Source organism: Sphingomonas sp. Leaf23, assembly GCF_001421585.1.
In the GTDB taxonomy this organism is placed as follows: Bacteria; Pseudomonadota; Alphaproteobacteria; order Sphingomonadales; family Sphingomonadaceae; genus Sphingomonas.
Genome location: NZ_LMKR01000003.1, coordinates 214,390 through 236,955, shown reverse-complemented (window position 1 = coordinate 236,955; position 22,566 = coordinate 214,390). Strand labels below are relative to the sequence as shown.

Here is a 22,566-nt window from a genome sequence, read left to right as displayed (position 1 = left end):
CGGGGAGATGGTCAGAAGAAAGACCGTTCGTGCCGAGTAGGGGCTGAGCGCAGTCGAAGACCCGTATCGAAGCACCTGTGGTGGTCCTTCGATACGCCGCTTCGACAGGCTCAGCGGCTACTCAGGACGAACGGAATCCGTGGAACCTGCGTTAAATTTGCCATGCCCGCGCCGCTTCCACTTGGTGCCGATCCACCACCGCCAGCCGAGCGCCGCAATGGCATAGCCCAGCACCGCGCCGATCACCGAACACACCACCATGCCGAGCGCCGTCGCCGGCCCGACCTCCGCGACCAGCCATTCGAGCCAGCCCGGCGGGGCGGCGACCGCGTCGCCGATCGGATCGCCCGGCACCACGCGGTCGATGTGGAGCAGCCATGCCCCGACCTTGTAGTACAGGATGAACAGCAGCGGCGTCGTGATCGGGTTGGTGAAGAAGGTGGTGAGCGCCGCCGCCGGGACGTTCGCGCGCAGCGGCAGCGCGAGGACGGCGGACGCTGGAATCTGGCCGAGCGGGATCAGGATGCCGGTGAACATGCCCAGCGCCACGCCACGCGGGACCGAGCGGCGGGTGAAGCGCCACAATTCGGGGGCGAGAACGCGGTGCGCGACGGGGCGGAGGAAACGGTTCGCCTCCATCGATTCGCGCGTCGGCAGATTGGCGCGAATCCAGCGCAGTGCGCGCGCACCCAGCCGCCGGTCGTCGTCGCCTCGCGGGTCAGCCACGGTCGCGGAGCAACCTTCCCTGTTCACGCTTCCAGTCCCGTTCCTTGATATGCTCGCGCTTGTCGTGGGTCTTGCGCCCCTTGGCCAATGCCAGTTCGACCTTCGCCCGCCCCTTGCCGTTGAAATACACGGAGAGCGCGATCAGCGTCATGCCGTCGCGCGCCACCGCGCCGTGCATCTTGTTTATCTCACGTTCGTGAAGCAGCAGTTTACGCGGGCGACGCGGTTCGTGGTTGAACCGGTTGCCGTGGCTGAATTCGGGGACGTTCGAATTGATCAGCCACACCTGCCCGTCGCGGACGTCGGCATAGCTTTCGGCGATCGACCCTTCGCCGAAGCGCAGCGCCTTCACCTCGGTTCCGGTCAGCGCGATGCCGGCCTCGTACACCGTGTCGATTTCGTAATCGAACCGCGCACGGCGGTTTTCGGCGACGGTTTTCTTCTTGTCGAACAATTGGGGGCGCGGACGGCTCATGCGCGGGACATAGGGTGTCGGACGGCCAAGGGGAAGCGTCGCAAACGATCCTCCCCATAACATGGGGAGGGGGACCGCGCCCGCAGGGCGTGGTGGAGGGGGTTCACGGCGCAATGCAACGGTTGCGTGCGCGGACACCCCCCTCCACCATCCTGCGGATGGTCCCCCTCCCCGCGCAGCGGGGAGGATCTTCAGGCGTCGAGCGCCTCGCGCACCTTCCTCGCCAGTTCGTCCACGCCGAACGGTTTCGGCAACAACCGCGTGCCGGGATCGAGCACGCCGTTATGCACCACCGCATTCCGCGTATAACCGGTCGTATAGAGCACCCGAAGGCCCGGCCGCATCGCCAGCGCCCGGTCGGCCAGCTCGCGCCCGGTCATGCCGGGCATCACGACGTCGGTGAACAACAGCGTCACCCGCACCCCCTGTTCGAGCAGCGCCAGCGCCTCCGGCCCGTTCGACGCGTGGAGGACGGCGTACCCCAGGTCGCGCAGCACCTCGACCGAGAAGCTGCGGACGCGCGATTCGTCCTCGACGACCAGCACCGTCTCACCCGGATCGCCACGCCGCACCGGCAGCATCGTCGCCCGCGGCGTAGGCGTCGGCTGCTCACCGTAAAAGCGCGGCAGGTACAGGCGGACGGTCGTGCCGACGCCGGGTTCGGAATAGATGCGGACATGGCCGCGCGACTGGCGCACGAAGCCGAACACCTGGCTCAGCCCCAGCCCGGTGCCGCGCCCGACCGGCTTGGTGGTGAAGAACGGTTCGAACGCCTTGGCCAGCACCTCGGGCGCCATGCCGGTGCCGGTGTCGGTAACGGCGATCATCACATATTGCCCGGCGGCCATGTCGGCCTCCCGCGCATAATCGTCGCCGACATGGGCGTTGGCGGTCTCGATGGTCAGCTTGCCGCCACCCTCCATCGCGTCGCGGGCGTTGACCGCGAGGTTGACGATGGCGTTTTCCAGCTGCCCCCGATCAGCCTCGGCGCGCCACAGCCCGGCGCTCAGCACCGTTTCGACTGCGATCGGTTCGCCCAAGGTCCGGGTCAGCAGCTCGGTCAGGTCGGCGATCAGGCGATTGCCCTCGACCGGTTCGGGCGACAGCGGCGACTGGCGCGAAAAGGCGAGCAGCCGCTGCGTCAGCGCGGCGGCACGGGTCGCGCCGTCCTTCGCCGCCTCGACATAACGGCCGACATCACCGCGCCCGGCGGCGACGCGACGCTCGATCATGTCGAGCCCGCCGATAACCACCGCCAACATATTGTTGAAATCATGCGCGATGCCGCCGGTCAGCTGGCCCACCGCCTCCATCTTCTGCAACTGGCGCACCTGCGTTTCGGCAGCGGCGCGGGCGCTGGCGGCGTTGTGCAGTTCGGTGGCGACGCGTTCGAGCTGCGCATCCTGCCGCCCGACCTTCGCCTCCAGCCGGAGCAGCGCGTCAGCGCGCTGGACGGTGACCCAGCTGATCTCCGCCACTTCCTGCAGCAACGCGATCTCGCCCGGCAGCCAGTGGCGCGAACTGCAATGGCCGACGATCAGCAACCCCTCCAGCCGCCCGTCATGGCGCAGCGGCACGCACAGGCCGGACAGGGCGGAATAGGAGGACGCGTCGCTCTCGGCAAAGGCCGGATCGATCGCGAAATCGTCGGACACGACCGTGCGCCCGGCACGCAGCAGCGCCGTATTGTCCCGCCCGAAGCGGTCCAGCGAATGTTCGCCGATCAGCGGCGGAAGCACCCCGTCGTTCCATCCGCCCATGTAGCGCACGCGATTGGCGGCGATCCGGGCGAACGCCACGCGCGACACCCGCAGCCATTCGCCAAGCGACCGGGCAGTGAAGCGCATGATCGCATCCGGGTCGGTCGCGGCGCGTTGCCGCGCGCTCAGCGACAGCACGAACTCCCGCTCGGCCTTGGCCGACAGCGCCGCCAGCTCGGCCCGCTTGCGATCGTCGATGTCGTAGCTGACGCCGGGAAAGCGCAGCGGACGGCCAGCGTCGTCAAAGGTGCACCGGCCCTGCGCCGATACCCAGCGGAAGCCGCCGTCATGGCCGACGACCCGGTATTCGGCAACCAGTGTACCGTCGCCGGCCGGGTCCATCGCGCGTTCGACCGCACGCTGGGCCTCGATCAGGTCGTCGGGATGGATACCCTCGAAGAAGCGACCGATCGGTGCCCCCTCCTCCGCCGTCTGCGGATCGACGCCGTACAGCAGCGCGAAGCGGGTATCGGCGCGCACGATATCGGCCTGCACGTCCCAGTCCCACGCGCCGATATTGCGGCCCGCCGACAGCGCCAGTTGCAGCCGTTCGTCCGCCGCCGCCCGCTCCCGCTCCGCGACGACCCGCGCGGTCGTCTCGCCGGTCACGCACAGCAGCCCGGCGATCTTTCCGGCATCGTCAAAGGCGGGGGAGTAGGTGAAGCTCCACCAGCTGTCCTCCGGTTCGCCGGTGCGCGCCAGGTCGAGCTTCATGTCGGTCGCGACGACATTGCCGCCGGCCATGGTCTTGTCGACCAGCGGCACCAGTTCGTCCCAGATGTTCGACCACACGATGTCAAACCGCTCGCCCAGCGACCCCGGCAGCCGCACGCCCAGCAGCGGGCGATAGGCGTCGTTGTAGAAGCAGTGCAGCTCCGGTCCCCACGCCAGGAACATCGGCGTGGGGCAGGACAGCATCATCGCCAGCAGCGACCGCAGCGATACCGGCCAGCCTTCGATCGGCCCCAGCGGATGCGCCGCCCAGTCATGTGCGGCAATCTCCGCCCCCGTAACGGTCTGGATCGAGAGATGTCCGTTTGGCATATGCATCACGTGTTACGCGGGTGCCGCCGCCGCGGCAATGGGACGGTCCCGGATCAGCGCACCAGCCCGGCATGGGCAAGCGCGGCATCGACCGCCGCGCGCGATGCGTCGGACGCGGGGGTCATCGGCAGGCGCAGGTCGGTCGGGAAGCCCGGACGGACGCGGCCCAGCGCATATTTGACCGGTCCCGGCGACGCATCGCTGAACAGCGCGGCGTGGAGCGGGTACAGCCGGTCCTGGATCGTGAGCGCCCGCGCGAAGTCGCCGGCGGTGCAGGCGTCCTGGAATTCCGCGCACAGCGCCGGCGCGACATTGGCGGTGACCGAGATCGCGCCGACCCCGCCCATCGCGTTGAACGCCAGCGCCATGTCGTCATTGCCCGACAACTGGGCAAAGCGGGTGCCGCACCGCAGGCGATGTTCGGCGACGCGCGCCATCTGTCCGGTCGCGTCCTTGATCCCGACGACGACTTGCGGAAACGCCTTCACGATGCGCTCGACCGTTTCGACGTTGATGTCGGTGATAGTGCGGCCAGGCACGTTGTAGAGCATGATCGGCAGGCCGCCCTGCGACGCGAGCACCTCGAAATGGCGGAACACGCCCTCCTGGTTGGGGCGGTTGTAATAGGGCGGCACCAGCAGCGCGGCGGCGGCGCCCGCAGCCTTTGCCGCATGGATGTGGTGCAGCGCGACGGCGGTGTCGTTCGATCCACAGCCGGCGATCACCGGCACCCGGCCCTTCGCCTGATCGACGCAGACGCGTACGACATGATCATGCTCCTCGATCGTCATCGTCGCGGCTTCGCCGGTGGTGCCGCAGGGGACGAGCGCGCTCGACCCGCTCTCGATCTGCCAGTCGACCAGGGCGCGGAACGATGCTTCGTCGAACCGACCGTCGGCAAACGGGGTGACGAGCGCGGGAATCGAGCCGGAAAACATGGAAAACGCGCTCCACAGACAGGGATTTGAGCCGAAAAGGTGGCGACAGATAGGGCGGCCTTCCATATCATGTCCAGTATGCTGACCACCGTGTTCAAGAGCGCGTTCCTGCTCACCGGCGTCGCGAGCGCCGCCATGGCCGCCGGGATGTTCCACCCCGCCGCGCCGGCCCAGACCGCTGCCCCGCCCGCTCCGGTCGTCCAGGCGGTAACCCCGCCCCGCCCCTTCGTCCTTGACGGACCAAGGCCGGCGGTGGCCGCACCCGCCTACGACCCGATCCAGCCGGTGCTGGCCGACTGGAAACGGTTGCAGCAATCAGACAATTACCCCTTCACCGACTACGCCCGGTTCCTGCTGGCGCATCCGGGTTTCCCAGGGGAAACCAGCCGGCGCGCGGCAGCGGAGACGGTGCTGGCCGATGGCGCGCAGGACCCGGCGACAACCTTGCGATTCTTCGACCGGTTCCCGCCGATGACCGCCGCCGGACGGCTGCGCATGGCGGAGGCACTGGCCGCGTCCGGGCGGATGGCCGAGGCGCAGGAGGCGGCACGCGCTGCGTGGCGCCGGGGTGCGCTGCGCACCAATGACGAAGCGAAGCTGCTCGGCCGGTTCGCCTCCGCGCTGACGCCACAGGATCACGACGCGCGGATGGACCGGCTGTTGTGGCAGGGCGCGACCAGCGCCGCCGGCCGGCAGGCCGGCTATGTCTCGGCAGCGATGCGTCCGACCTTCGACGCGCGCATCGCGTTTCGCACCAGCGCGGCCGATGCCAGCGTGCGCGGCGAGCAGCCGGGCGTCGATCGTGCCGATCCGGGCTATATCGCCGACCGCGCCAGCTGGTTGCGCGCGACCGGGCAGTCGGTGGCGGCGCGATCCTACCTCGCCCAACCGCGCCGGTTGTCGCGGACGCCGGGTGATGTCGAGGAATGGCTGGAGGTGCTGCTGACCAATGCGAAGGGCGCGCAGGCGGACAGTCAGTTCGACCTCGCCTATCGTATCGCATCGCAGATCGACGACGCCTTCCCCGCCGGAACGGTCATCGCCGATGCCAGCTATGGCGAGCGCGACGACTATACCAGCCTCGCCTGGCTGGCGGGTACCTTGGCGCTGCAAAAGCTGAACCGGCCGTCTGACGCGACGGGCATGTTCGCCCGCTATGCCAGCGGATCGCGCACACCGACGGTCAGGACCAAGGGCTATTACTGGGCCGGTCGCGCGGCAGAGGTGGCGGGCGACCGGCCGACCGCCGATCGCTGGTATGCGCAGGCCGCCGATCTGGGCGACCTCTATTACGGGCAGCTCGCCAGCGAACGCATCGGCCGGCCGCTGCGCGCACCGAGCAACACCGCCGATCCGGCCGCGATCCCGCCGACGGTGCGCGCGGCGTACATGAACAGCGACGTGGTGAAGGCGACGCGCTATCTGGGTCGCACCGGGCAATATGCCGATCAGGGACTGTTCGTCCGCAAGATCGCCGAGGATGCGCGCAGCGACACCGACCATGCGCTGGCGGTCGAGCTGGCGCAGGCGATCGATCGCCCCGACCTGAGCGTAATGGTCGGGCGCAGCGCGCTGGTGAACGGGCATAGCGACTATACGCTGGCGGGCTATCCCTCGGTCCCGGTCAGCGGCGCGCAGCGCGACCAGTTCACGCTGATCCACGCCATCGCGCGGCAGGAAAGCCAGTTCGACCGCACCGCCGTCAGCCGCACCGGCGCGCGCGGGCTGATGCAGCTGATGCCCGGCACGGCGAAGGAAACCGCGACCAAGCTGGGGCTGTCGTACAGCCCTACGTCGCTCAACGACCCGTCGTACAACATGGCGCTGGGGTCGAGCTTCATCCAGCGGATGCTCGACTATTACGGCGGCAGCTATCCGCTGGCGGTGGCAGCGTATAATGCGGGGCCCGGCAATGTGAACAAATGGCTGCGCGCCAATGGCGACCCGCGTACGCCCGGCGTCGACGTGGTCGATTGGGTCGAGAAGATCCCGTACAGCGAGACGCGTGGCTATGTGCAGCGCGTGCTGGAAAATGCGGTCGTCTATGACCTGATCCACACCGACAAGGCGCGGTCGCGCGGGCCGAACAACCTTAGCTGGTATCTGGGGAAGAACCGACCGGGATGACCGAGCCGCGCCCGAACTACATCACGCCCGCGGGCTATGCCGTGTTGAAGGCCGAATATGACCAGCTGCTGGGGAGCGAGCGCCCGAAGCTGGTCGATGTCATCGCCTGGGCCGCCGGCAATGGCGACCGGTCGGAGAATGGCGACTATATCTATGGCCGCAAGCGCCTGCGTGAGATCGACCGACGGCTGGGCTTCCTTGCCAAGCGGATGAAGGCGGCGCGGGTGGTCGACCCCACCACCCAGACCGAGCGTGGCCGAGCATGGTTCGGCGCGACCGTTACCATCGCCGACGAGGACGACAACCACCGCGTGCTGGAACTCGTCGGCGATGACGAGGCGGATGCCGGCAGCGGTCGGATCGGCTGGAACTCGCCGATGGCGCGCGCGCTCCGCGGAAGCGCGGTCGGCGATGTGCGTACCGTCGTGCTGCCGGCGGGGGCGAAGGAATATGAGGTGATGGCGATCACCTATCCGTGACGGTTCGGGGGAAGGCCATGCGGTTGAACGCTGCGATGCTGGGCATGGTGCTGTTGTCGGGGTGCGGCGATGCGCCGGCGGACGAGCCGTCGGTTCAGGTCGAGGTCCGCACGATCCATCCGCCGGCGGCACTGTCCCCCACCCCGAAACCCGGCCTTCCCTTCGATGTGGTCGCCTTTCGCCTGAAGCGGGACGAATGCGACCAGCTGCGCGGCGAAGAGCCCACCGGCCCGGCGCGCGCCGCGGCGCTGCGCTATGGCATGGAGCGGACCTGCACCGGCACCGACGCGGCCCTGCGCGCGCTGCGCCAGCGCCATGCCGGCGACCCGGCGGTGATCGCCGCGCTGGCGGGCTATGACGACGCAATCGAATAACGATCGGACTTCGCGGCGGACGGTTTCGGTCGCCAGCCGGGATCACGTGCGATAGACCGGCGCCATGGCCACCCATAATGCTCCCACCGGCAACGTCGCGTTGCTGATCGATGCCGACAATGCCGGCGCCGCCTATCTCGATTCCGTGCTGACGGTGCTGGCCGAATTCGGCACGGTCAACGTCCGCCGCGCCTATGGCAATTGGGAAAAGCCGGGGCTGAAGAGCTGGAAGGCGCTGCTGATGCGCCACGGCATCGAACCGTTCCAGCAGTTCGACATCACCAAGGGCAAGAACGCGACCGACATGCGCATGACCATCGACGCGATGGACCTGCTGCTCCGCGGTCGCATCACCGGCTTTGGCATCATGTCGTCGGACAGCGACTTCATGCCGCTGGCCCAGCGCATCCGGCAGGAAGGGGTGCCGGTCTACGGCTTCGGCACCGACCGCACGCCAGAGGGGTTCCGCGAGAGCTGCACCCGGTTCATCGACGTCGCATCGCTGGACGTCGAGGATGTGGCGAACATGCCGTTGCCCCCGGCGATCAGCGGCACCCCTGCCCCCGCCACGACCCCGGCGACCAAGCCCGACACCACCCCGGCACGCAAGAGCCAGAAGGTCGACGCCGCGCTCGTGAAGCTGCTGTCGGATGCCTATGACGCATCGAAGGTCGACAAGCGCGGCTTTGCCAGCCTGTCCGAAGTCGGCCAGCGCGCGGCCAACCGGTCAAGCTTCGACACGCGGAACTATGGGTTCAAGCGGCTGTCGGACCTGATCGAAAAGGTGAAGGCGTTCGAGGTGGAACGGCGCGATACCGGGGTGTTCGTGAAGCTGGTGTGATGGGGAGCGATCCCCTGCCCCACAGACCCCGTTCGCTTCGAGCAGGTTCGAGCTTGTCGAGAACCGTCCGTCGAGAAGTTGGTAGCCACGCTCTCCCACCGTTCGTCCTGAGTAGCCATTGAGCGAAGTCGAAAGGGCGTATCGAAGGACCGTCTGTGGCCGTGTGCTTCGATACGGGTCTTCGACTTCGCTCAGCCCCTACTCAGCACGAACGGTTTCGCGGGGATACGGCGGGACCATCACGGCCCCTTCTCGACGGTCGGTTCTCAACAGGCTCGAACCTGCTCGAACCGAACGAGTGTGGCGCGTGGGGCGGCTGCCTACACCGCCTCGGGCAACGGCATCACGAACGACACATGCGTCCCCGGCCCGGCATCCTCAAAACTGAGCGTGCCGCCCAGCTGCCGCGCCAGGCTGGATACCATCCGCATCCCGAGGCTAGTCGGGCGCGCGGCCGCCGGATCGAAGCCCGCCGGCAGCCCCTGTCCCCGGTCGACGACCTCCAGCGACAGCTGCCCGTCTGCGCAGCGCGTTTCGATCCGAACCGCGCCACCGCCTTCGCCATAGGCATATTTGATCGCGTTGGTGACCAGTTCGGTCAGCAACAGCCCCAGCGGGATCGCGGTGTCGCCGCTGACGACCAGCGGTTCGATCTCGCAATCGATGGCGTGGTCGGGGGCCTGTTCCTTCAACTGCTCGACGATGCCGCATAGCAGCCGGTCGAGCGCGACGACGCCCACCCGGTCCCCCTGCCACAACTGGTCGTGCGCCTGTCCGATCGCGACGATCCGCGCCTGCGCATCGCCCAGCAGCCGCTGCACGCGCGGATCGTCATCCTCGCGCATCTGCAGGTTGAGCATGGCCGACACCATCGCCAGGCTGTTCTTGACCCGGTGCGACGCCTCGCGCGTCAGCAGTTCCTGATGCTCGATCGCGGCGCGCAGGCCCGCTTCGGCCTCCAGCCGCTCGATCGCCACACCGATCAGGTTGGCGAACCCCTGCATGAAGGCGAGGTCGTCCTCCTCGAACCGGCCGTCCGAGCGGCTGTCGACTTCCAGCACGCCGAAGCGGCGGCCATTGGCCTCGACCAGCACGTTGATCGCGCGCTTGACGCCGTGGTCGGCCATGAAGCCGGGCGTGCGGAACCGCTTTTCGTCGCCCAGATGGTTGGAGATCACCGCCTCGCCGGTGCGGAACGCAAAGCCGGCGGGCGACGCCAGATCGTCGCCCATCTCCGCCAGCCCGACCACGCCCTCGTCCCAGCCGATACCAGCGCGGACGATCAGCCCGCCGCGCGTCGCATCATGGTGCAGGAACTTGGCAAGCCGGGTGCGCATGCCGCGCGCCACCAGCTCGACCGCCGCGCGCACGATCTCGTCGATGTCGCGGCTGCGCAGCGCAACGCCGCCGAATTCGGCCAGGATGCGCTGCTGGTCGAGGCGATAGCGGATCGCATCGGCGGGACCGTCCGATCCCGCCCCGTTTTCCTCGACCACCGGCATTAGCTCAGCGCGTCAGCTTCTTGTAGGCCAGGCGCGTCGGGCGATCCGCCGCGTCGCCCATGCGGCGGCGCTTGTCTTCCTCATAGGCTTCGAAGTTGCCCTCGAACCATTCGACATGGCTGTCGCCTTCGAACGCCAGGATGTGGGTGCACAGGCGATCGAGGAAGAAGCGATCGTGGCTGATGACCACGGCGCAGCCGGCGAACGACTCCAGCGCCTCTTCGAGCGCACGCAGCGTTTCGACGTCGAGGTCGTTGGTCGGTTCGTCGAGCAGCAGGACGTTGCCACCCTCCTTCAGCATCTTGGCGATGTGGACGCGGTTACGCTCACCGCCCGACAGCTGGCCGACCTTCTTCTGCTGGTCCTGCCCCTTGAAGTTGAACGCGCCGACATAGGCCCGCGTGCCCAGCTCCTGCTTGCCGAAGCGGAAGATGTCTAGGCCGTCGGAGACTTCTTCCCAGACGTTCTTGTTGGGGTCGAGGTCGTCGCGGCTCTGGTCAACATAGCCGAGCTTCACCGTCTGCCCGACCTCGATCGAGCCGCCATCGGGCTGTTCCTGGCCGGTGATCAGCTTGAACAGCGTCGACTTGCCAGCACCATTCGGCCCGATCACGCCGACGATGCCGCCCGGCGGCAGGTTGAAGTCGAGATTTTCGAACAGCAGCTTGTCGCCATACGCCTTGGTCAGGCCCTGCGCCTCGATCACCTTGCCGCCCAGGCGGTCGGGAATCTGGATCAGGATCTGTGCCTTGCCGACGACGCGGTTCTCCTGGTTCTTGACCAGTTCGTCGAACGCGCGGATGCGGGCCTTGGACTTGGTCTGGCGCGCCTTGGGCGTCTGGCGCATCCAGGCCAGCTCGTCCTGGATCGCCTTGGCCTTGCCGGCCTCGTCGCGCTCTTCCTGTTCGAGGCGCTTGGCCTTCTTTTCCAGATAGCCCGAATAGTTCGATTCGTAGGTGTAGTAGCGCCCGCGATCGAGTTCGAGCACCCAGTTGACCACATTGTCTAGGAAGTACCGATCGTGGGTCACGAGGATCACGTTGCCGGTATATTCCTTGAGGTAATTCTCGAGCCAGCCGACGCTTTCGGCGTCGAGGTGGTTGGTCGGTTCGTCGAGTAGCAGGATCTGCGGCTTTTCAAGCAGCAGCTTGCACAGCGCGACACGGCGCTTTTCACCGCCCGACAGGTTGTCGACCGCGGCGTCGCCCGGCGGGCAGCGTAGGGCCTCCATCGCGATTTCGAGCTGGTTGTCGAGGCTCCAGCCATCGACCGCATCGATCTTTGCCTGCAGCTCGCCCATTTCCTCGAGCAGCTTGTCGAAATCGGTGTCGTCCTGCGGATCGCCCATTTCGGCCGAGATGGCGTTGAAGCGATCGACCAGATCGGCGACCGGGCGCACGCCGTCCTTGACGTTTTCCATCACCGTCTTGGTCGGGTCGAGCTTCGGCTCCTGCGGCAGATAACCGACCTTGACGCCCTCGGCGGCCCAGGCCTCGCCGGTGAATTCGGTGTCGATGCCGGCCATGACCTTCATCAACGTCGACTTGCCCGCGCCGTTCGGCCCGATGATCGCGATCTTCGCGTCGGGCAGGAACTGCAGGTGGATGTTGTTGAGCACCGGCTTGTTGGCGCCGGGGAAGGTCTTGGTCAGACCCTTCATTACATAGCTGTACTGCACGGCCATTGCCGAAGGCTCCGTTTCGAATATCGGGGGTGGTATCAAAGGTTCTGGGGCGATGTAGCGTTGGGGCGGCGAATTGGCAACGCGGGCGCCCGGCACGCCAGAGAAGCGTACGCGACCGATTCGCGACTCCCGACCGCCCTGCCCGGCAAAAGCTTTCGGTGTCGTTTACCGGTGATATCGGTAACGGGTCACCGTCGCCGTCCCGGTCGTTCGCAGACGCAACATGACGCTGCGGCAACCGCGGAAATCCGGGCAAAATCGTGCTGTTCCGTCGGCTCGTCGCGACCCTGCCACGGTCCACCATTGGTCGCAAAGCCGCATTCCTGCCACAATTGGAGATTGACGGCGCTGCACAAGGCGCTATTGCGGCTATCTCGCGACGGCGGTGACGCCGGGATATTCGCGAAATGGAATTTTCTGGGAGTAACCCGAATGAAGAAGATCATGCTCGTCGCCGCCGCCGCCGGCCTCCTCTCGGTCGCAGCCTGCAAGAACACCCCGACCGACAACGCTGCCGACGCAGCTTCGGACAACCTGGAAATGCTGGCCGACAACCTGGAAGCCCAGGCTGAGAACACCTCGAACGAAGCCGTTGCGGCCGACCTGATGAACGCTTCGGAAAACGCCGAAGACGCTTCGGACGCGATCGAGAACGCAGCCGAGCACAACGGCATGTAATTCCTGTTCCCGCGTCATCGCGACGCGGGAAACCGGAGTTCGAAAAGGGGCGCCCCGGCAACGGTGGCGCCCCTTTTTTTATGGCCAAAAGTGGGTCGTTACGCGACTAGCAGCACGATGGCGTGATTGCGGCGCGATTGCGACCGGCCGGTGATCGAATGTTGCGCGCTGCGGCGCGGTATGAATTGGCGAGATTTCCGCTCCAGCGGACCTCGCCCGCCGCCTTTCCGGCAACGACTGGGGCCTCACCCGGCTGCTCACACACCTCGCCCCGCCACTCTATCCAACGCCTCGACTTGGAGCGGCAGCCGATCAGGATCAGGCTTGCGACGGCGGCCAGGGCGATCGCTTTGACGATGACGCCCGCTACGCGGTACGGTTCGGCGCGGAAGGGATCGTCGTGCCGAACAATGGCGGGCGATAGCGCAACGGCGTACTCTCGACCGCCCGCCCACTGCCCGTGATCGCTGATGTGGTGGAGGGCCAGATCAAGACTCTCGCCGATTCCGACATCCGTTCGGGGCTGGAAGTGGTGCGGATGCTGGCGCCGGGCGCCGATGCGACGCTGATCGGCCGCGCCTTCAACCATGCGCTGACCGGCGCACGCTCGATCGCCTAGATCGACCGGTCGTGCCTAGTCAGTGGATCGCGCTGAAAAAGGATGGTCGGGGAGACAGGATTCGAACCTGCGACATCCTGCTCCCAAAGCAGGCGCGCTACCAGACTGCGCCACTCCCCGACGCGAAGCGCGGCCCTAGTCGCAAACGCCGCGTAGCACAAGCGTTGGTGGGCCCGGCAGGACTCGAACCCGCAACCTAGCCGTTATGAGCGGCCAGCTCTAACCATTGAGCTACAGGCCCCACGCTTGTGCAAGCGATGCGATAGCGTCGGGCGCGGGGGCGGCGCAAGTGGGATGATGCCCCTGCCCCGTCGCGGCGATCAGGCGGAGTCGCGTTCGACCAGGATCGGCGACATCACCACCGATGGCGCATCCTCCCCCGCGATCCGGCGGAACAGCGCGGACACCATCTCGTTTGCGCCCTGTGCGATGTCCTGCCGCACGGTCGTGATGCGCGGCACGGCGCTGACCGCCAGCGGCAGGTCGTCATAGCCGACCACCGGCATGTCGGCGGGCACGCGGATACCCCGGTCGGCAAGAACCCGCAGCGCCGTCAGCGCGATCACGTCGGACGCGGCGGCGATCCCGTCGATCTGCCCGCCCACCCGGTCCAGATGCGCGGCGATCTCCTGCTCCATGATGTCGGAGGCGAGGTGGGTGTCGAGCTGGACCGGCGGGTCGGCGATGCCGGCAAAGGCCAGCGCCTGCGCCACCCCTTCGCAACGTTGGCGGATTTCGGGCGCGCGCAGTTCGCCCAGAAAGGCGATGCGCCGCGCGCCGCGTTCAATCAGCCGTTCACCGGCCAGCCGCCCGCCCGCGATATTGTCGGTACCGACCGCGCAATGGACCTGGCCGGGCAGGTTGCTGCTGCCCCACGCCACCAGCGGGCGATAGCGGCGGGCAACGCGTTCGATCGTGTGGAACTGGTCCGACTGACCGATCAGCAATACGCCGTCGAGCATGCCCGAATCGACGATCCGCTCCAGCCAGTCGGTCGCATCGGGAATGACCCGCGACAGCATCAGGTCATAGCCGTCTTCGGTCAGCCGATCGGCGAGGAAGCCGAGCATCGTCATGAAGAACGGGTCCGACAGATGCTGGCGACGTTCATGGCCAAGCGGCACGACCACGCCGATCACCCCCGTCCGCTGCGTCCGCAGCCGGCTGGCCATCTGGTTCGGGCGAAAGCTGTGCTCGGCGGCCAGCCCCTGGATGCGGTCGCGCGTCTCCGCATTGACCAGCGATTTTCCGGCCAGCGCGCGCGACACCGTGCCGGGCGACACCCCGGCCAGCCGGGCAAGATCGGCGATCGTCCGTACGCGGGAGGGAGTTGTTTCGTCCATGTCGCTGCTTGTACGAACATATTCCACCGGTCTGCCAGCAGAATGTGCGGGTCGGGGCGCACAATTGCAAACGATTGCGAAGATGGTTAGTGGCTGGTCGCAATACCCCGGCTTGCGGCGACCATCGTCGTTGCGGCAGGATCGGGCTTCAGCGGAGAGGGCGAGCGATGGTTGCGGACAGGATGGTTGCCGGTGTCGAACTGGGCGGAACCAAGTCGATCGCGGTGATCGGACAGGGCGACACGATCGTCGACCGGTTCCGCGTGCCGACCACGACCCCGGACGAGACGCTGGGTGCGCTGTCGGCGAAACTGGCCGAATGGCAGCAGGTGCACCTCCCGGCAGCGATCGGCATTGCCAGCTTCGGCCCGATCGCGGTCGCGGACGGGCGGATGCTGCCCACGCCCAAGCCGCACTGGGCCGGCGCCGATATCGTCGGGCCGCTTTCCGCCGGGTTCGACCAGGTGGCGTTCCATACCGACGTGACCGGCGCGGCGCTGGGCGAGGGCCGGTACGGCGCGGGCATCGGCCTGTCCGATTTCCTGTACGTCACGGTCGGCACCGGTGTCGGCATGGGGATCATCGTCAACGGCCAGCCGGTTACCGGCATGATGCATCCCGAGGCCGGGCATCTGCGCGTGCGGCGCCCTGCCGGGGACGATTTCGCCGGGGCATGCCCGTTCCATGGCGACTGCTTGGAAGGGCTGGTCAGCGGCCCGGCGATCGCAGCGCGGGCGGGCAAGCCGGCGCATCTGCTGAGCGCCGACGATCCGGCGTGGCGCGACGTTGCCGATGCGCTGGGCGAGGCGTTCGCTATGCTGTTCCTCACCCTCTCCCCTGCCCGCATCATCGTCGGCGGTGGAGTTGGGCTGGGCCAGCCGCACGTCCTGCCGATGGTGCGCGAACGCACGGTCGCCGCGCTCGCCGGCTATCTGGGGTTCGTCGACGAACACTCGATCGGGGAACGGATCGTGCCGGCGGGGCTTGGTGACGAAGCCGGCCCGCTCGGCACGCTGGTCATGGCAGAGGGCGCGCTCGCCACCGCTTGACCCGCAAGATCACTCCGCGTCGGACTGGTCGGCTCCGGTGGCGTCGTTGTGCGCGCCGCCCGAACCGCCATGATAGTCCTTCTCGCTCTGCCCGCCGTCAAAGCGACCCGCGTCGCTATCGTCGTGGGGGTTGGGGTAGGCCCCGCCCGCCGATTCACCGCCGCCTCGGGCGGTGTTGACGCCGTCGGGGCTGGCAGCGTCGGACGTACCGCCCACCGCCTGATTGGGTTGCTTTCCGTCATCGATCATCGCGCGCTTCTCCTTCGGGTTGAATGGGTTAACGCGCGACGACCGATACCGGGTGCGTGGGGTCAGGCCAGCACGAAGCTGCCGTTGACGCCCTCCGCCTCGGCCGAGGGGGCCACCCAGATGCGGAACGTGCCCGGTTCCACGGTCGGGCGGTTCTGCGTACCGATGAAGCGCAGGTCGTCGGCGCGCAGCGTAAATTCCACGACCTTCGATTCGCCGGCGGCAAGTGCCACGCGCTGAAACGCCTTCAGTTCGCGCACCGGGCGGGTGATGCTGGCGGCAACGTCGCGGATGTAGAGCTGCACCACCTCGGTTGCGGCGCGGGTGCCGCTGTTGGTGACGCGCGCGCGGACCTTCAGCGCGCCGTCGGTGTTGAGCCGTCCGCCGCCCAGATCGAGGTCGCTATAGGCGATGCGGCCATAGGTCAGGCCATGCCCGAACGGGAAGCGCGCGGCGTTCGCCCCCTCCTGATAATGCGCCTTGTACGGCACCAACGGCCCCGATGGGTTCGGACGGCCGGTCGTCTTGTGCGCATAATAATAGGGCTGCTGCCCGGTCGAATAGGGGAAGCTGACCGGCAGCCGCGCCGATGGCGACATATCGCCGAACAGGATGTCGGCGGTCGCCGGGCCGCTTTGCGACCCCAGGAACCAGGTGACGAGGATCGCGCGCGCATCCAGCACCGGCTTGTCCAGCACCATCGCCCGCCCGTTGCGCAGCAGGATGACGGTCGGCTTGCCGGTCGCCAGCACCGCTTCCGCAAGATCGAGCTGCGCCTGCGGGATGCCGATATCGACGCGTGACTGCGCCTCGCCCGACATCTTTTGCGACTCCCCGATCGCCAGCAGCACCACATCGGCCTGCGACGCGGCAATCACCGCCGCCTCGATCCCGCCGGGAATGGCGTCGGTGATGCCGGACCCGTCGACCGCCGTGACCATCGCCGGATCGGTGACGGCCGCGCGTACGCCGGTCAGCAGGTCGACCGCCTCGGCATCCGAACCATAGACGTTCCAGGTGCCGACCAGTTCGCGCTGCCCCTGCACGAACGGGCCGATCAGCGCGATCTTCTTGCCCGATTTCGGCAGCGGCAGCAGGTCGCCGTCGTTCTTCAGCATCACGATCGACCGCGCACCCGCCTCGCGCGACAGCTTCAGATGGGCGGGCGTGCGCACCCGCTGCTTTTCACGACGCGGATCGATGCGGCGGAACGGATCGTCGAACAGGCCCAGTTGCGCCTTCAGCGCCAGCACGCGGCGTACCGCCTGGTCGAGCCGCGCCATCGGCACCTCACCCTTCGCCACCAGGTCGGGCAGATGCTTGAGGTAGAAGCCCGACTGCATCGACATGTCGACGCCCGCCAGGAAGGCGATCTTCGTCGCCTCGCGTGCGTCGGCGGCAAAGCCGTGCGCGATCAGTTCCTCGTCGCCGGTATAGTCGGACACGACCAGCCCGCCGAACCCCCATTCCTTGCGCAGGATGGTGTCGAGCAGCCACGGGTTCGCAGTGGCCGGCACCCCCGACAATTCGTTGAACGACGCCATCGTCGTCGGCGCACCAGCGGCAAAGGCGGTCTGGAACGGCGGGAAATAGGTTTCGCGCAGGGTGCGTTCGGAAATGTCGACAGTGTTATAGTCTAGACCGGCCTCCGCCGCGCCATAGGCGGCGAAATGCTTGGCACAGGCGGCGACCGCATCGTCGGCGGTCAGCCCGCGACGCCCCTGGAACCCGCGCACGCGCGCATCGGCCATGACCTTGCCGAGCAGCAGGTCCTCGCCTGCCCCTTCGATCCCGCGGCCCCAGCGCTGGTCGCGGGCGATGTCGACCATCGGCGCGAAGGTCCAGTCGATACCCGCCGCCGATGCCTCGACCGCCGCTGCGCGCGCGGTGCGCTCGGCCAGGTCGGCGTCGAAGCTGCCGGCCTCGGCCAGCGGCATCGGGAACACCGTCCGAAATCCATGGATGATGTCGGCGGCGAACAGCAGCGGCACCTTCAACCGCTGTTCGCGCATCGCGACCGTCTGCATCCGCCGCGCCATTTCCGCGCCATTGCCGTTGAACACGCCGGTCAGCTTGCCACTGCGCACCTGTGCCAGCTGTTCGTCGAACGTCGCGGTCGCGCTGATCGGGTTCAGCGCATTGGCGGCACCCCCGGCCCATGCGGCGGCCATCAGCGTCAGCTGCCCGGCCTTCTCCTCGACCGTCATCTGGCCGATCATCGCCTCGACCGAGGCCGGCAGCCGATCGCCCGCCTGGGCCAGCAATGCCCGTGCCGGCGACGCGCTCCACGCGGCCACGGCGCCCGCGCCCATCAACCATGCGCGGCGCGAAATGCGGATATCTTCCATGCGATCCCCTCTGTGTCGTTTGCGCAACGATCCTGTCGCGCCTGTGTTTCAAATCCGGTCGTTCGAATCTGTGGTTGAAGCGCGTTGTAGATTCTTGTAACCGGTTACATCAAGAGCGAACGGCAGGCGGCCGTCGGATTCGCCGCGATGGGCGCGGTGACGCAGGGAGTGGACGAACAAGCGCATGGCGAATGCCACCATCCGCGACGTGGCGCGTGCGGCGGAAGTGTCCGTCGCATCGGTGTCGCGCGTGCTCAATCGCCACGACAATGTGCGCCCCGCGCTCCGCGAAAAGGTGGAGGCCGCCGCGCGGGCACTGGGCTATGTCCCCCATGCGGGCGCACGCTCGCTCAGCCTTGCCCGGTCGAACGCGATCGGCGTCGTGCTGCCCGACCTGCACGGCGAATTCTTTTCCGAACTGCTGCGCGGTATGGACCGCGAAGCATCGGAGCGCGGGCTGCAACTGCTGCTGTCGAACATGCATGCCGACCCGGCGCGCGGCGTGGAGGCGCTGCACACCATGCGCGGCCGGGTCGACGGGCTGGTGGTGATGGCACCGCATATCGACCCCGACCAGCTGTTCGGCCACTTGCCGCCGGGGGTGCCCGCGGTCCTGCTCAGCTGTGCGCCGCATCATCAGCCGCGTCCCGAATTGCGCATCGCCAATGCCGCCGGCGCGCGGGCCATGGTCGACCATCTGGTCGCGACCGGACGGCGGCGCATTTTCCATCTCGCCGGGCCTGCGGGAAATATCGATGCCGAAGAACGACTTGCCGGATACCGCGAAGCGATGGCCGACGCAGGCCTCGAACCGGTCGTCGAACGCGGAACCTTTCTGGAGGATTCGGGCGTTTCGGTAGCGGAACGTTGGGTTCGGGAGGGGGCGGACGTCGATGCGGTATTCGCCGCCAACGACATGATGGCGATCGGCGCCCTGATGGCATTGCGCCGCGCCGGTGTCGCCGTACCCGACCGGATCGCCGTCGCCGGGTTCGACGACATCCCGCTCGCCCGGCTCATCTCGCCTTCGCTCACCACGCTGCGCATCGACATCGCCGAATTGGGCGAGCGCGCGGTCGCCCGCCTGATCGAACAGATCGACGGCGGCGACGATTGCAGCGTCGAACTGCGCGCACCCCTGCTGGTCGTGCGCGAAACCACTTCACCAAGGGAAGACCCGGAAAACCGGGAAACAAGGGGAATACACGCATGAGGAATACGATGTTCCGCGCGGCACTCGCCGCGGCCACGACGCTGGCGACCGGGGCGGTGCTCGCGCCGGTCGCCGCCTATGCCCAGGTCGGACAGGCATCGCTGCGCGGCACGATCACGTCGCCGGCGGATAACAAGGCGACGCAGGTCACCGCGGTCGAGGTCGCCACCGGTATCCGGCGCACCGCCACCATCGGGGCAGACGGGACCTACAACTTCGCCTCGCTGCGCGCCGGCACCTATCGGCTGGAAATCCAGCTGGCCAACGGCACGCGCAACTCGGATGAATTCACGCTGCGTGTCGGCCAGAATGCGGGCCTCGACCTTGACCTGACGACCGCCGCCGCAGCGCCGGCCGGGGAAACCACCGAGACCGATCCGGGCAGCGTCGCGTCGAACGACGAGGAAATCATCGTCACCGGCAGCCGTATCCGCACCTTGTCGGGCGGCCAGGTCGGCATCAACATCACCCAGCGCCTGATCGAGCAGCTGCCGCAGAATAATCGCAACTTCCTCGCCTTCGCCGACCTGGCGCCGGGCGTACGCTTCGTCGAGGAAGGCGCCAACGGCCAGGCCCGCCTGCAGGGCGGCGCGCAGCGCTCGAACTCGGTCAACGTGTTCATCGATGGCGTCAGCCAGAAGGATTATGTCCTCAAGAACGGTGTGACGGGTCAGGATTCGTCGCCGGGCAACCCGTTCCCGCAGCTCGCCATCGGCGAATATCAGGTGCTGTCGTCGAACTATAAGGCGGAATTCGACCAGGTCAGCTCGGTCGCGATCGTGGCCGGTACCAAGTCGGGTACCAACGAGTTCCATGGTGAAGGGTTCGTCGACTACACCAATCAGGACCTGCGCGATCGCCGCCCGACCGAACTGTTCCCGACCCGCGTCGCAAAGGTCGACACGAAGGACATGCAGTACGGCGTCGCGCTGGGTGGCCCGATCGTCAAGGACATCGCGCACTTCTTCGTCAGCTATGAAGGCAAGCGGCAGGAACGCCCGGTCGACGTGCTGCCGGGCAACGGCGTCGACATCAACGTGATCCCGGCCGAACTGCGCTCGCGCTTCGGCAACTTTACCAACACGTTCAACGAGGACCTGATCTTCGGCAAGATCGATATTTCCCCGACCGGGGAAGACCTGATCGAACTGTCGGGCAAGTACCGCAAGGAAAGCGGCGATGACCTTGGCAGCGGCATCAATGCGTTCTCCACCCGGACCAACAATTCGGTCAAGGACGTGCGTGGCCTCGCCCGCTGGCAGCACACGGCCGACAACTGGATCAACGATTTCCGCGTGTCGTACGAGGACGTGTTGTGGTCGCCGCGCCCGGTCGAACAGGATATCAACCAGTTCTTCCAGCGCACCGAAATCACCGGCACCGGCTCGCGCCGCATCGACCTGCTGCGTATCGGCGGCGGCACCAATTTCCAGGAAAAGGGCCAGAAGGGCTGGACCGTCCAGAACGACTTCACCTTCACCGGCCTCGAAGGGCACACCTTCAAGACCGGCGTAAAGGCGAAGTGGGTCAACCTCACCACGCTCGAACAGAACAACATCAATGGTTCCTATACCTATGATGTGAACCTCAACAGCCCGACCGGCTTCCAGACCAGCGTCCCCTACCGCCTCGTCTTCGGTGCCCCCAGCGGCTTCGGCAGCTCGACGATCGAATCGAAGAACTTCCAGTTCGGCATCTATCTGCAGGACGACTGGGACGTTACCGACCGCCTGACGCTGAACCTCGGCGTGCGGTGGGATTATGAACGCACTCCCGCGTTCCTCGACTTCGTGACGCCGCAGTCGAACCTGACCGCGATCTCGGCCGCGCAATATCCGAACCTGCAGAACGCCGACTACAACATCAACGACTACATCTCGACCGGCAACAACCGGAAGGCGTTCATGGGCGCCATCCAGCCGCGCGTCGGCTTCACCTATCGCATCGACGAGGATGGCCGCTTCACTGTCTTCGGCGGCTTCGGCAGATCGTACGACCGCAACCAGTTCGACTTCCTGCAGCAGGAATTGTCGGTCGGTGCGTTCCAGCAGCGGACCTTCCTGTTCCAGGGTGCGGACCAGCTGAACCCCTGCACCCCGTCGGCGACCTGTATCGCGTGGAACCCGATCTACCTGACCGCCGAAGGCCGTGCGCAGCTGGCACAGAGCAGCACCGGCGGCGGGCGCGAACTGCGCTTCATCAAGAACGATCTGAAGATGCCGTATTCGGACCAGTTCTCGCTGGGCTTCCGGTCGCGGTTCAACCCAATCGAACTCGAAGTCGGGTATCAGCATATCTCGAGCCGCGATGGCTTCGTGTATCTGCTGGGTAACCGTCGTCCCGACGGGTCGTTCTTCGCCCCGGCCCCCACGGCCCAGAACCCGACGCCGCAGTCGCCCTTCGGCTTCACGCCGCCGGGATTTGGTTCGATCATCATCGGCGACAACGGTCTCAAGACCGATGCGGACTCGGCCTATGTCAAGCTGACCAAGCCGTATTCGCCGACGTCGCCATGGAGCCTCGACGCGACCTATACCTTCACCGAAGCGTCGGAAAACCGTCAGTTCGGCGAAACCTTCAGCCTCGATTTCCCGTCGATCGACGATTACCCGACGCTGCGGTCGGTCGGCGTGCCGCGCCACCGCTTCGTCATGGCGGGTAGCGTCGACACGCCGATCGGGCTGACGCTGTCGAGCAAGTTCTCGATCGAATCGCCGATGTTCATGGTGAACTCGTTCGACAGTTCGAACCCGTATCAGCGCAACTTCGTCGGCCGGTTCCGCGACAGCCTGGGTGACCAGTGGGGTCGTCGTCAGCTCGACGTCGCTGCCACGAAGTACATTCCGATCCGCTTCGTCAACGATACCGCGCGGATTCGCTTCCGCGTCGACATCATCAACCTGATGAACGATCGCAACTATATCGACTTCAACAACTCGCCACTCGACAACAGCCGCACCGACGGCACGCAGTCGGTCTATGGCGAACGGTCGTCGTTCAGCATCGGCGGCAACCAGCCGCGCACGATCAAGCTGTCGGCGGGCTTCAACTTCTAACCCCTTCCCTCCCCTGCCGGGACAGGCTCCCCCGCCTGTCCCGGCTTTTTTTGTGTTCAGT

Annotated in this window: 17 protein-coding genes, 2 tRNA genes and 1 pseudogene; 9 read left to right on the top strand and 11 right to left on the bottom strand. The window is 66.8% G+C overall.

Annotated elements, in window-relative coordinates; genetic code table 11:
* Positions 1 to 117: 117 nt before the first annotated feature.
* The 4 genes from ASE67_RS09435 to dapA all read right to left on the bottom strand — a co-directional run bounded on the left by ASE67_RS09435 (position 118) and on the right by dapA (position 4,943).
* Positions 118 to 726 carry a DUF2062 domain-containing protein gene (locus ASE67_RS09435; RefSeq protein ID WP_443025558.1) on the bottom strand — a complete coding sequence of 203 codons (609 nt, stop codon included), beginning with the start codon at positions 724 to 726 and terminating at the stop codon, positions 118 to 120.
* Entirely contained in the window at positions 719 to 1,201 is a 483-nt protein-coding gene (gene smpB / locus ASE67_RS09430) for an SsrA-binding protein SmpB (RefSeq protein ID WP_055759935.1), read from the bottom strand. The genes ASE67_RS09435 and smpB overlap by 8 nt, the downstream gene beginning before the upstream one ends.
* Positions 1,202 to 1,392: 191 nt before the next feature.
* The gene (locus tag ASE67_RS09425) at positions 1,393 to 4,005 is read right to left on the bottom strand and encodes a GAF domain-containing hybrid sensor histidine kinase/response regulator (RefSeq protein WP_162236342.1); all 2,613 of its coding nucleotides are present in this window, start codon (positions 4,003 to 4,005) and stop codon (positions 1,393 to 1,395) included.
* A 53-nt stretch (positions 4,006 to 4,058) separates the two neighbouring features.
* A complete protein-coding gene (gene dapA / locus ASE67_RS09420) occupies positions 4,059 to 4,943 on the bottom strand; it encodes a 4-hydroxy-tetrahydrodipicolinate synthase (RefSeq protein ID WP_055759927.1) in 885 nt (294 codons plus the stop codon).
* A gap of 78 nt (positions 4,944 to 5,021) precedes the next feature.
* Here dapA and ASE67_RS09415 point away from each other — a divergent pair, with 78 nt between their 5' ends.
* From ASE67_RS09415 to ASE67_RS09400, 4 genes are all read left to right on the top strand, one after another.
* Positions 5,022 to 7,070 (top strand): lytic transglycosylase domain-containing protein, encoded by a 2,049-nt coding sequence (locus ASE67_RS09415; RefSeq protein WP_055759924.1) that lies wholly within the window; start codon positions 5,022 to 5,024, stop codon positions 7,068 to 7,070.
* Positions 7,067 to 7,549 (top strand): transcription elongation factor GreB, encoded by a 483-nt coding sequence (gene greB, locus ASE67_RS09410; RefSeq protein ID WP_055759921.1) that lies wholly within the window; start codon positions 7,067 to 7,069, stop codon positions 7,547 to 7,549. The genes ASE67_RS09415 and greB overlap by 4 nt, the downstream gene beginning before the upstream one ends.
* 17 nt (positions 7,550 to 7,566) lie before the next feature.
* The gene (locus tag ASE67_RS09405) at positions 7,567 to 7,923 is read left to right on the top strand and encodes a hypothetical protein (RefSeq protein ID WP_055759916.1); all 357 of its coding nucleotides are present in this window, start codon (positions 7,567 to 7,569) and stop codon (positions 7,921 to 7,923) included.
* A gap of 64 nt (positions 7,924 to 7,987) precedes the next feature.
* On the top strand, positions 7,988 to 8,764 hold the full coding sequence (locus ASE67_RS09400; RefSeq protein WP_055759914.1) for an NYN domain-containing protein: 777 nt from the start codon (positions 7,988 to 7,990) through the stop codon (positions 8,762 to 8,764).
* A gap of 320 nt (positions 8,765 to 9,084) precedes the next feature.
* Here ASE67_RS09400 and ASE67_RS09395 read toward each other — a convergent pair whose 3' ends face one another.
* Both ASE67_RS09395 and ettA read right to left on the bottom strand, forming a co-directional pair.
* Positions 9,085 to 10,266 carry a sensor histidine kinase gene (locus tag ASE67_RS09395; protein ID WP_055759911.1) on the bottom strand — a complete coding sequence of 394 codons (1,182 nt, stop codon included), beginning with the start codon at positions 10,264 to 10,266 and terminating at the stop codon, positions 9,085 to 9,087.
* 4 nt (positions 10,267 to 10,270) lie between these two features.
* Positions 10,271 to 11,950, bottom strand: coding sequence for an energy-dependent translational throttle protein EttA (ettA, locus tag ASE67_RS09390; RefSeq protein ID WP_055759908.1), 1,680 nt, complete (start codon positions 11,948 to 11,950; stop codon positions 10,271 to 10,273).
* Positions 11,951 to 12,382: 432 nt separating this feature from the next.
* Between ettA and ASE67_RS09385 the strand changes: the two genes are divergently transcribed.
* Both ASE67_RS09385 and ASE67_RS18585 read left to right on the top strand, forming a co-directional pair.
* A complete protein-coding gene (locus ASE67_RS09385; RefSeq protein WP_055759905.1) occupies positions 12,383 to 12,628 on the top strand; it encodes a hypothetical protein in 246 nt (81 codons plus the stop codon).
* Between the two features lie 442 nt (positions 12,629 to 13,070).
* Positions 13,071 to 13,247 (top strand): annotated as a pseudogene (locus ASE67_RS18585) (alpha-hydroxy-acid oxidizing protein); the annotation flags it as partial.
* Positions 13,248 to 13,290: 43 nt separating this feature from the next.
* On the opposite strand, the gene ASE67_RS09380 reads toward ASE67_RS18585, so the two are convergent.
* From ASE67_RS09380 to ASE67_RS09370, 3 genes are all read right to left on the bottom strand, one after another.
* Positions 13,291 to 13,367 (bottom strand) — tRNA-Pro (locus ASE67_RS09380).
* A 45-nt stretch (positions 13,368 to 13,412) separates the two neighbouring features.
* Positions 13,413 to 13,488, bottom strand: a tRNA-Ile gene (locus ASE67_RS09375).
* A 79-nt stretch (positions 13,489 to 13,567) separates the two neighbouring features.
* Entirely contained in the window at positions 13,568 to 14,590 is a 1,023-nt protein-coding gene (locus ASE67_RS09370) for a LacI family DNA-binding transcriptional regulator (protein ID WP_055759902.1), read from the bottom strand.
* A gap of 167 nt (positions 14,591 to 14,757) precedes the next feature.
* Between ASE67_RS09370 and ASE67_RS09365 the strand changes: the two genes are divergently transcribed.
* Complete coding sequence (locus ASE67_RS09365; protein ID WP_235511860.1) at positions 14,758 to 15,639, top strand: ROK family protein; 882 nt, start codon at positions 14,758 to 14,760, stop codon at positions 15,637 to 15,639.
* A gap of 9 nt (positions 15,640 to 15,648) precedes the next feature.
* Here the strand turns inward: ASE67_RS09365 and ASE67_RS09360 are convergent, their stop codons facing one another.
* Entirely contained in the window at positions 15,649 to 15,888 is a 240-nt protein-coding gene (locus ASE67_RS09360; RefSeq protein ID WP_055759896.1) for a hypothetical protein, read from the bottom strand.
* 62 nt (positions 15,889 to 15,950) lie between these two features.
* The gene (locus ASE67_RS09355; RefSeq protein ID WP_055759893.1) at positions 15,951 to 18,236 is read right to left on the bottom strand and encodes a glycoside hydrolase family 3 N-terminal domain-containing protein; all 2,286 of its coding nucleotides are present in this window, start codon (positions 18,234 to 18,236) and stop codon (positions 15,951 to 15,953) included.
* Positions 18,237 to 18,420: 184 nt separating this feature from the next.
* Between ASE67_RS09355 and ASE67_RS09350 the strand changes: the two genes are divergently transcribed.
* Together ASE67_RS09350 and ASE67_RS09345 are read left to right on the top strand one after the other, a co-directional pair.
* On the top strand, positions 18,421 to 19,449 hold the full coding sequence (locus ASE67_RS09350; protein WP_055759890.1) for a LacI family DNA-binding transcriptional regulator: 1,029 nt from the start codon (positions 18,421 to 18,423) through the stop codon (positions 19,447 to 19,449).
* On the top strand, positions 19,446 to 22,505 hold the full coding sequence (locus ASE67_RS09345) for a TonB-dependent receptor (protein ID WP_235511859.1): 3,060 nt from the start codon (positions 19,446 to 19,448) through the stop codon (positions 22,503 to 22,505). Before ASE67_RS09350 ends, ASE67_RS09345 begins: the two co-directional genes overlap by 4 nt.
* Positions 22,506 to 22,566: the final 61 nt, after the last annotated feature.

Coding starts and splice junctions, on each gene's coding strand:
- smpB (WP_055759935.1), bottom strand. CDS start 1,201: ATGAGCCGTCCGCGCCCCCAATTGTTCGACAAGAAGAAAACCGTCGCC.
- ASE67_RS09425 (WP_162236342.1), bottom strand. CDS start 4,005: ATGCCAAACGGACATCTCTCGATCCAGACCGTTACGGGGGCGGAGATT.
- dapA (WP_055759927.1), bottom strand. CDS start 4,943: ATGTTTTCCGGCTCGATTCCCGCGCTCGTCACCCCGTTTGCCGACGGT.
- ASE67_RS09415 (WP_055759924.1), top strand. CDS start 5,022: ATGCTGACCACCGTGTTCAAGAGCGCGTTCCTGCTCACCGGCGTCGCG.
- greB (WP_055759921.1), top strand. CDS start 7,067: ATGACCGAGCCGCGCCCGAACTACATCACGCCCGCGGGCTATGCCGTG.
- ASE67_RS09405 (WP_055759916.1), top strand. CDS start 7,567: ATGCGGTTGAACGCTGCGATGCTGGGCATGGTGCTGTTGTCGGGGTGC.
- ASE67_RS09400 (WP_055759914.1), top strand. CDS start 7,988: ATGGCCACCCATAATGCTCCCACCGGCAACGTCGCGTTGCTGATCGAT.
- ASE67_RS09395 (WP_055759911.1), bottom strand. CDS start 10,266: ATGCCGGTGGTCGAGGAAAACGGGGCGGGATCGGACGGTCCCGCCGAT.
- ettA (WP_055759908.1), bottom strand. CDS start 11,950: ATGGCCGTGCAGTACAGCTATGTAATGAAGGGTCTGACCAAGACCTTC.
- ASE67_RS09385 (WP_055759905.1), top strand. CDS start 12,383: ATGAAGAAGATCATGCTCGTCGCCGCCGCCGCCGGCCTCCTCTCGGTC.
- ASE67_RS09370 (WP_055759902.1), bottom strand. CDS start 14,590: ATGGACGAAACAACTCCCTCCCGCGTACGGACGATCGCCGATCTTGCC.
- ASE67_RS09365 (WP_235511860.1), top strand. CDS start 14,758: ATGGTTGCGGACAGGATGGTTGCCGGTGTCGAACTGGGCGGAACCAAG.
- ASE67_RS09360 (WP_055759896.1), bottom strand. CDS start 15,888: ATGATCGATGACGGAAAGCAACCCAATCAGGCGGTGGGCGGTACGTCC.
- ASE67_RS09355 (WP_055759893.1), bottom strand. CDS start 18,236: ATGGAAGATATCCGCATTTCGCGCCGCGCATGGTTGATGGGCGCGGGC.
- ASE67_RS09350 (WP_055759890.1), top strand. CDS start 18,421: ATGGCGAATGCCACCATCCGCGACGTGGCGCGTGCGGCGGAAGTGTCC.
- ASE67_RS09345 (WP_235511859.1), top strand. CDS start 19,446: ATGAGGAATACGATGTTCCGCGCGGCACTCGCCGCGGCCACGACGCTG.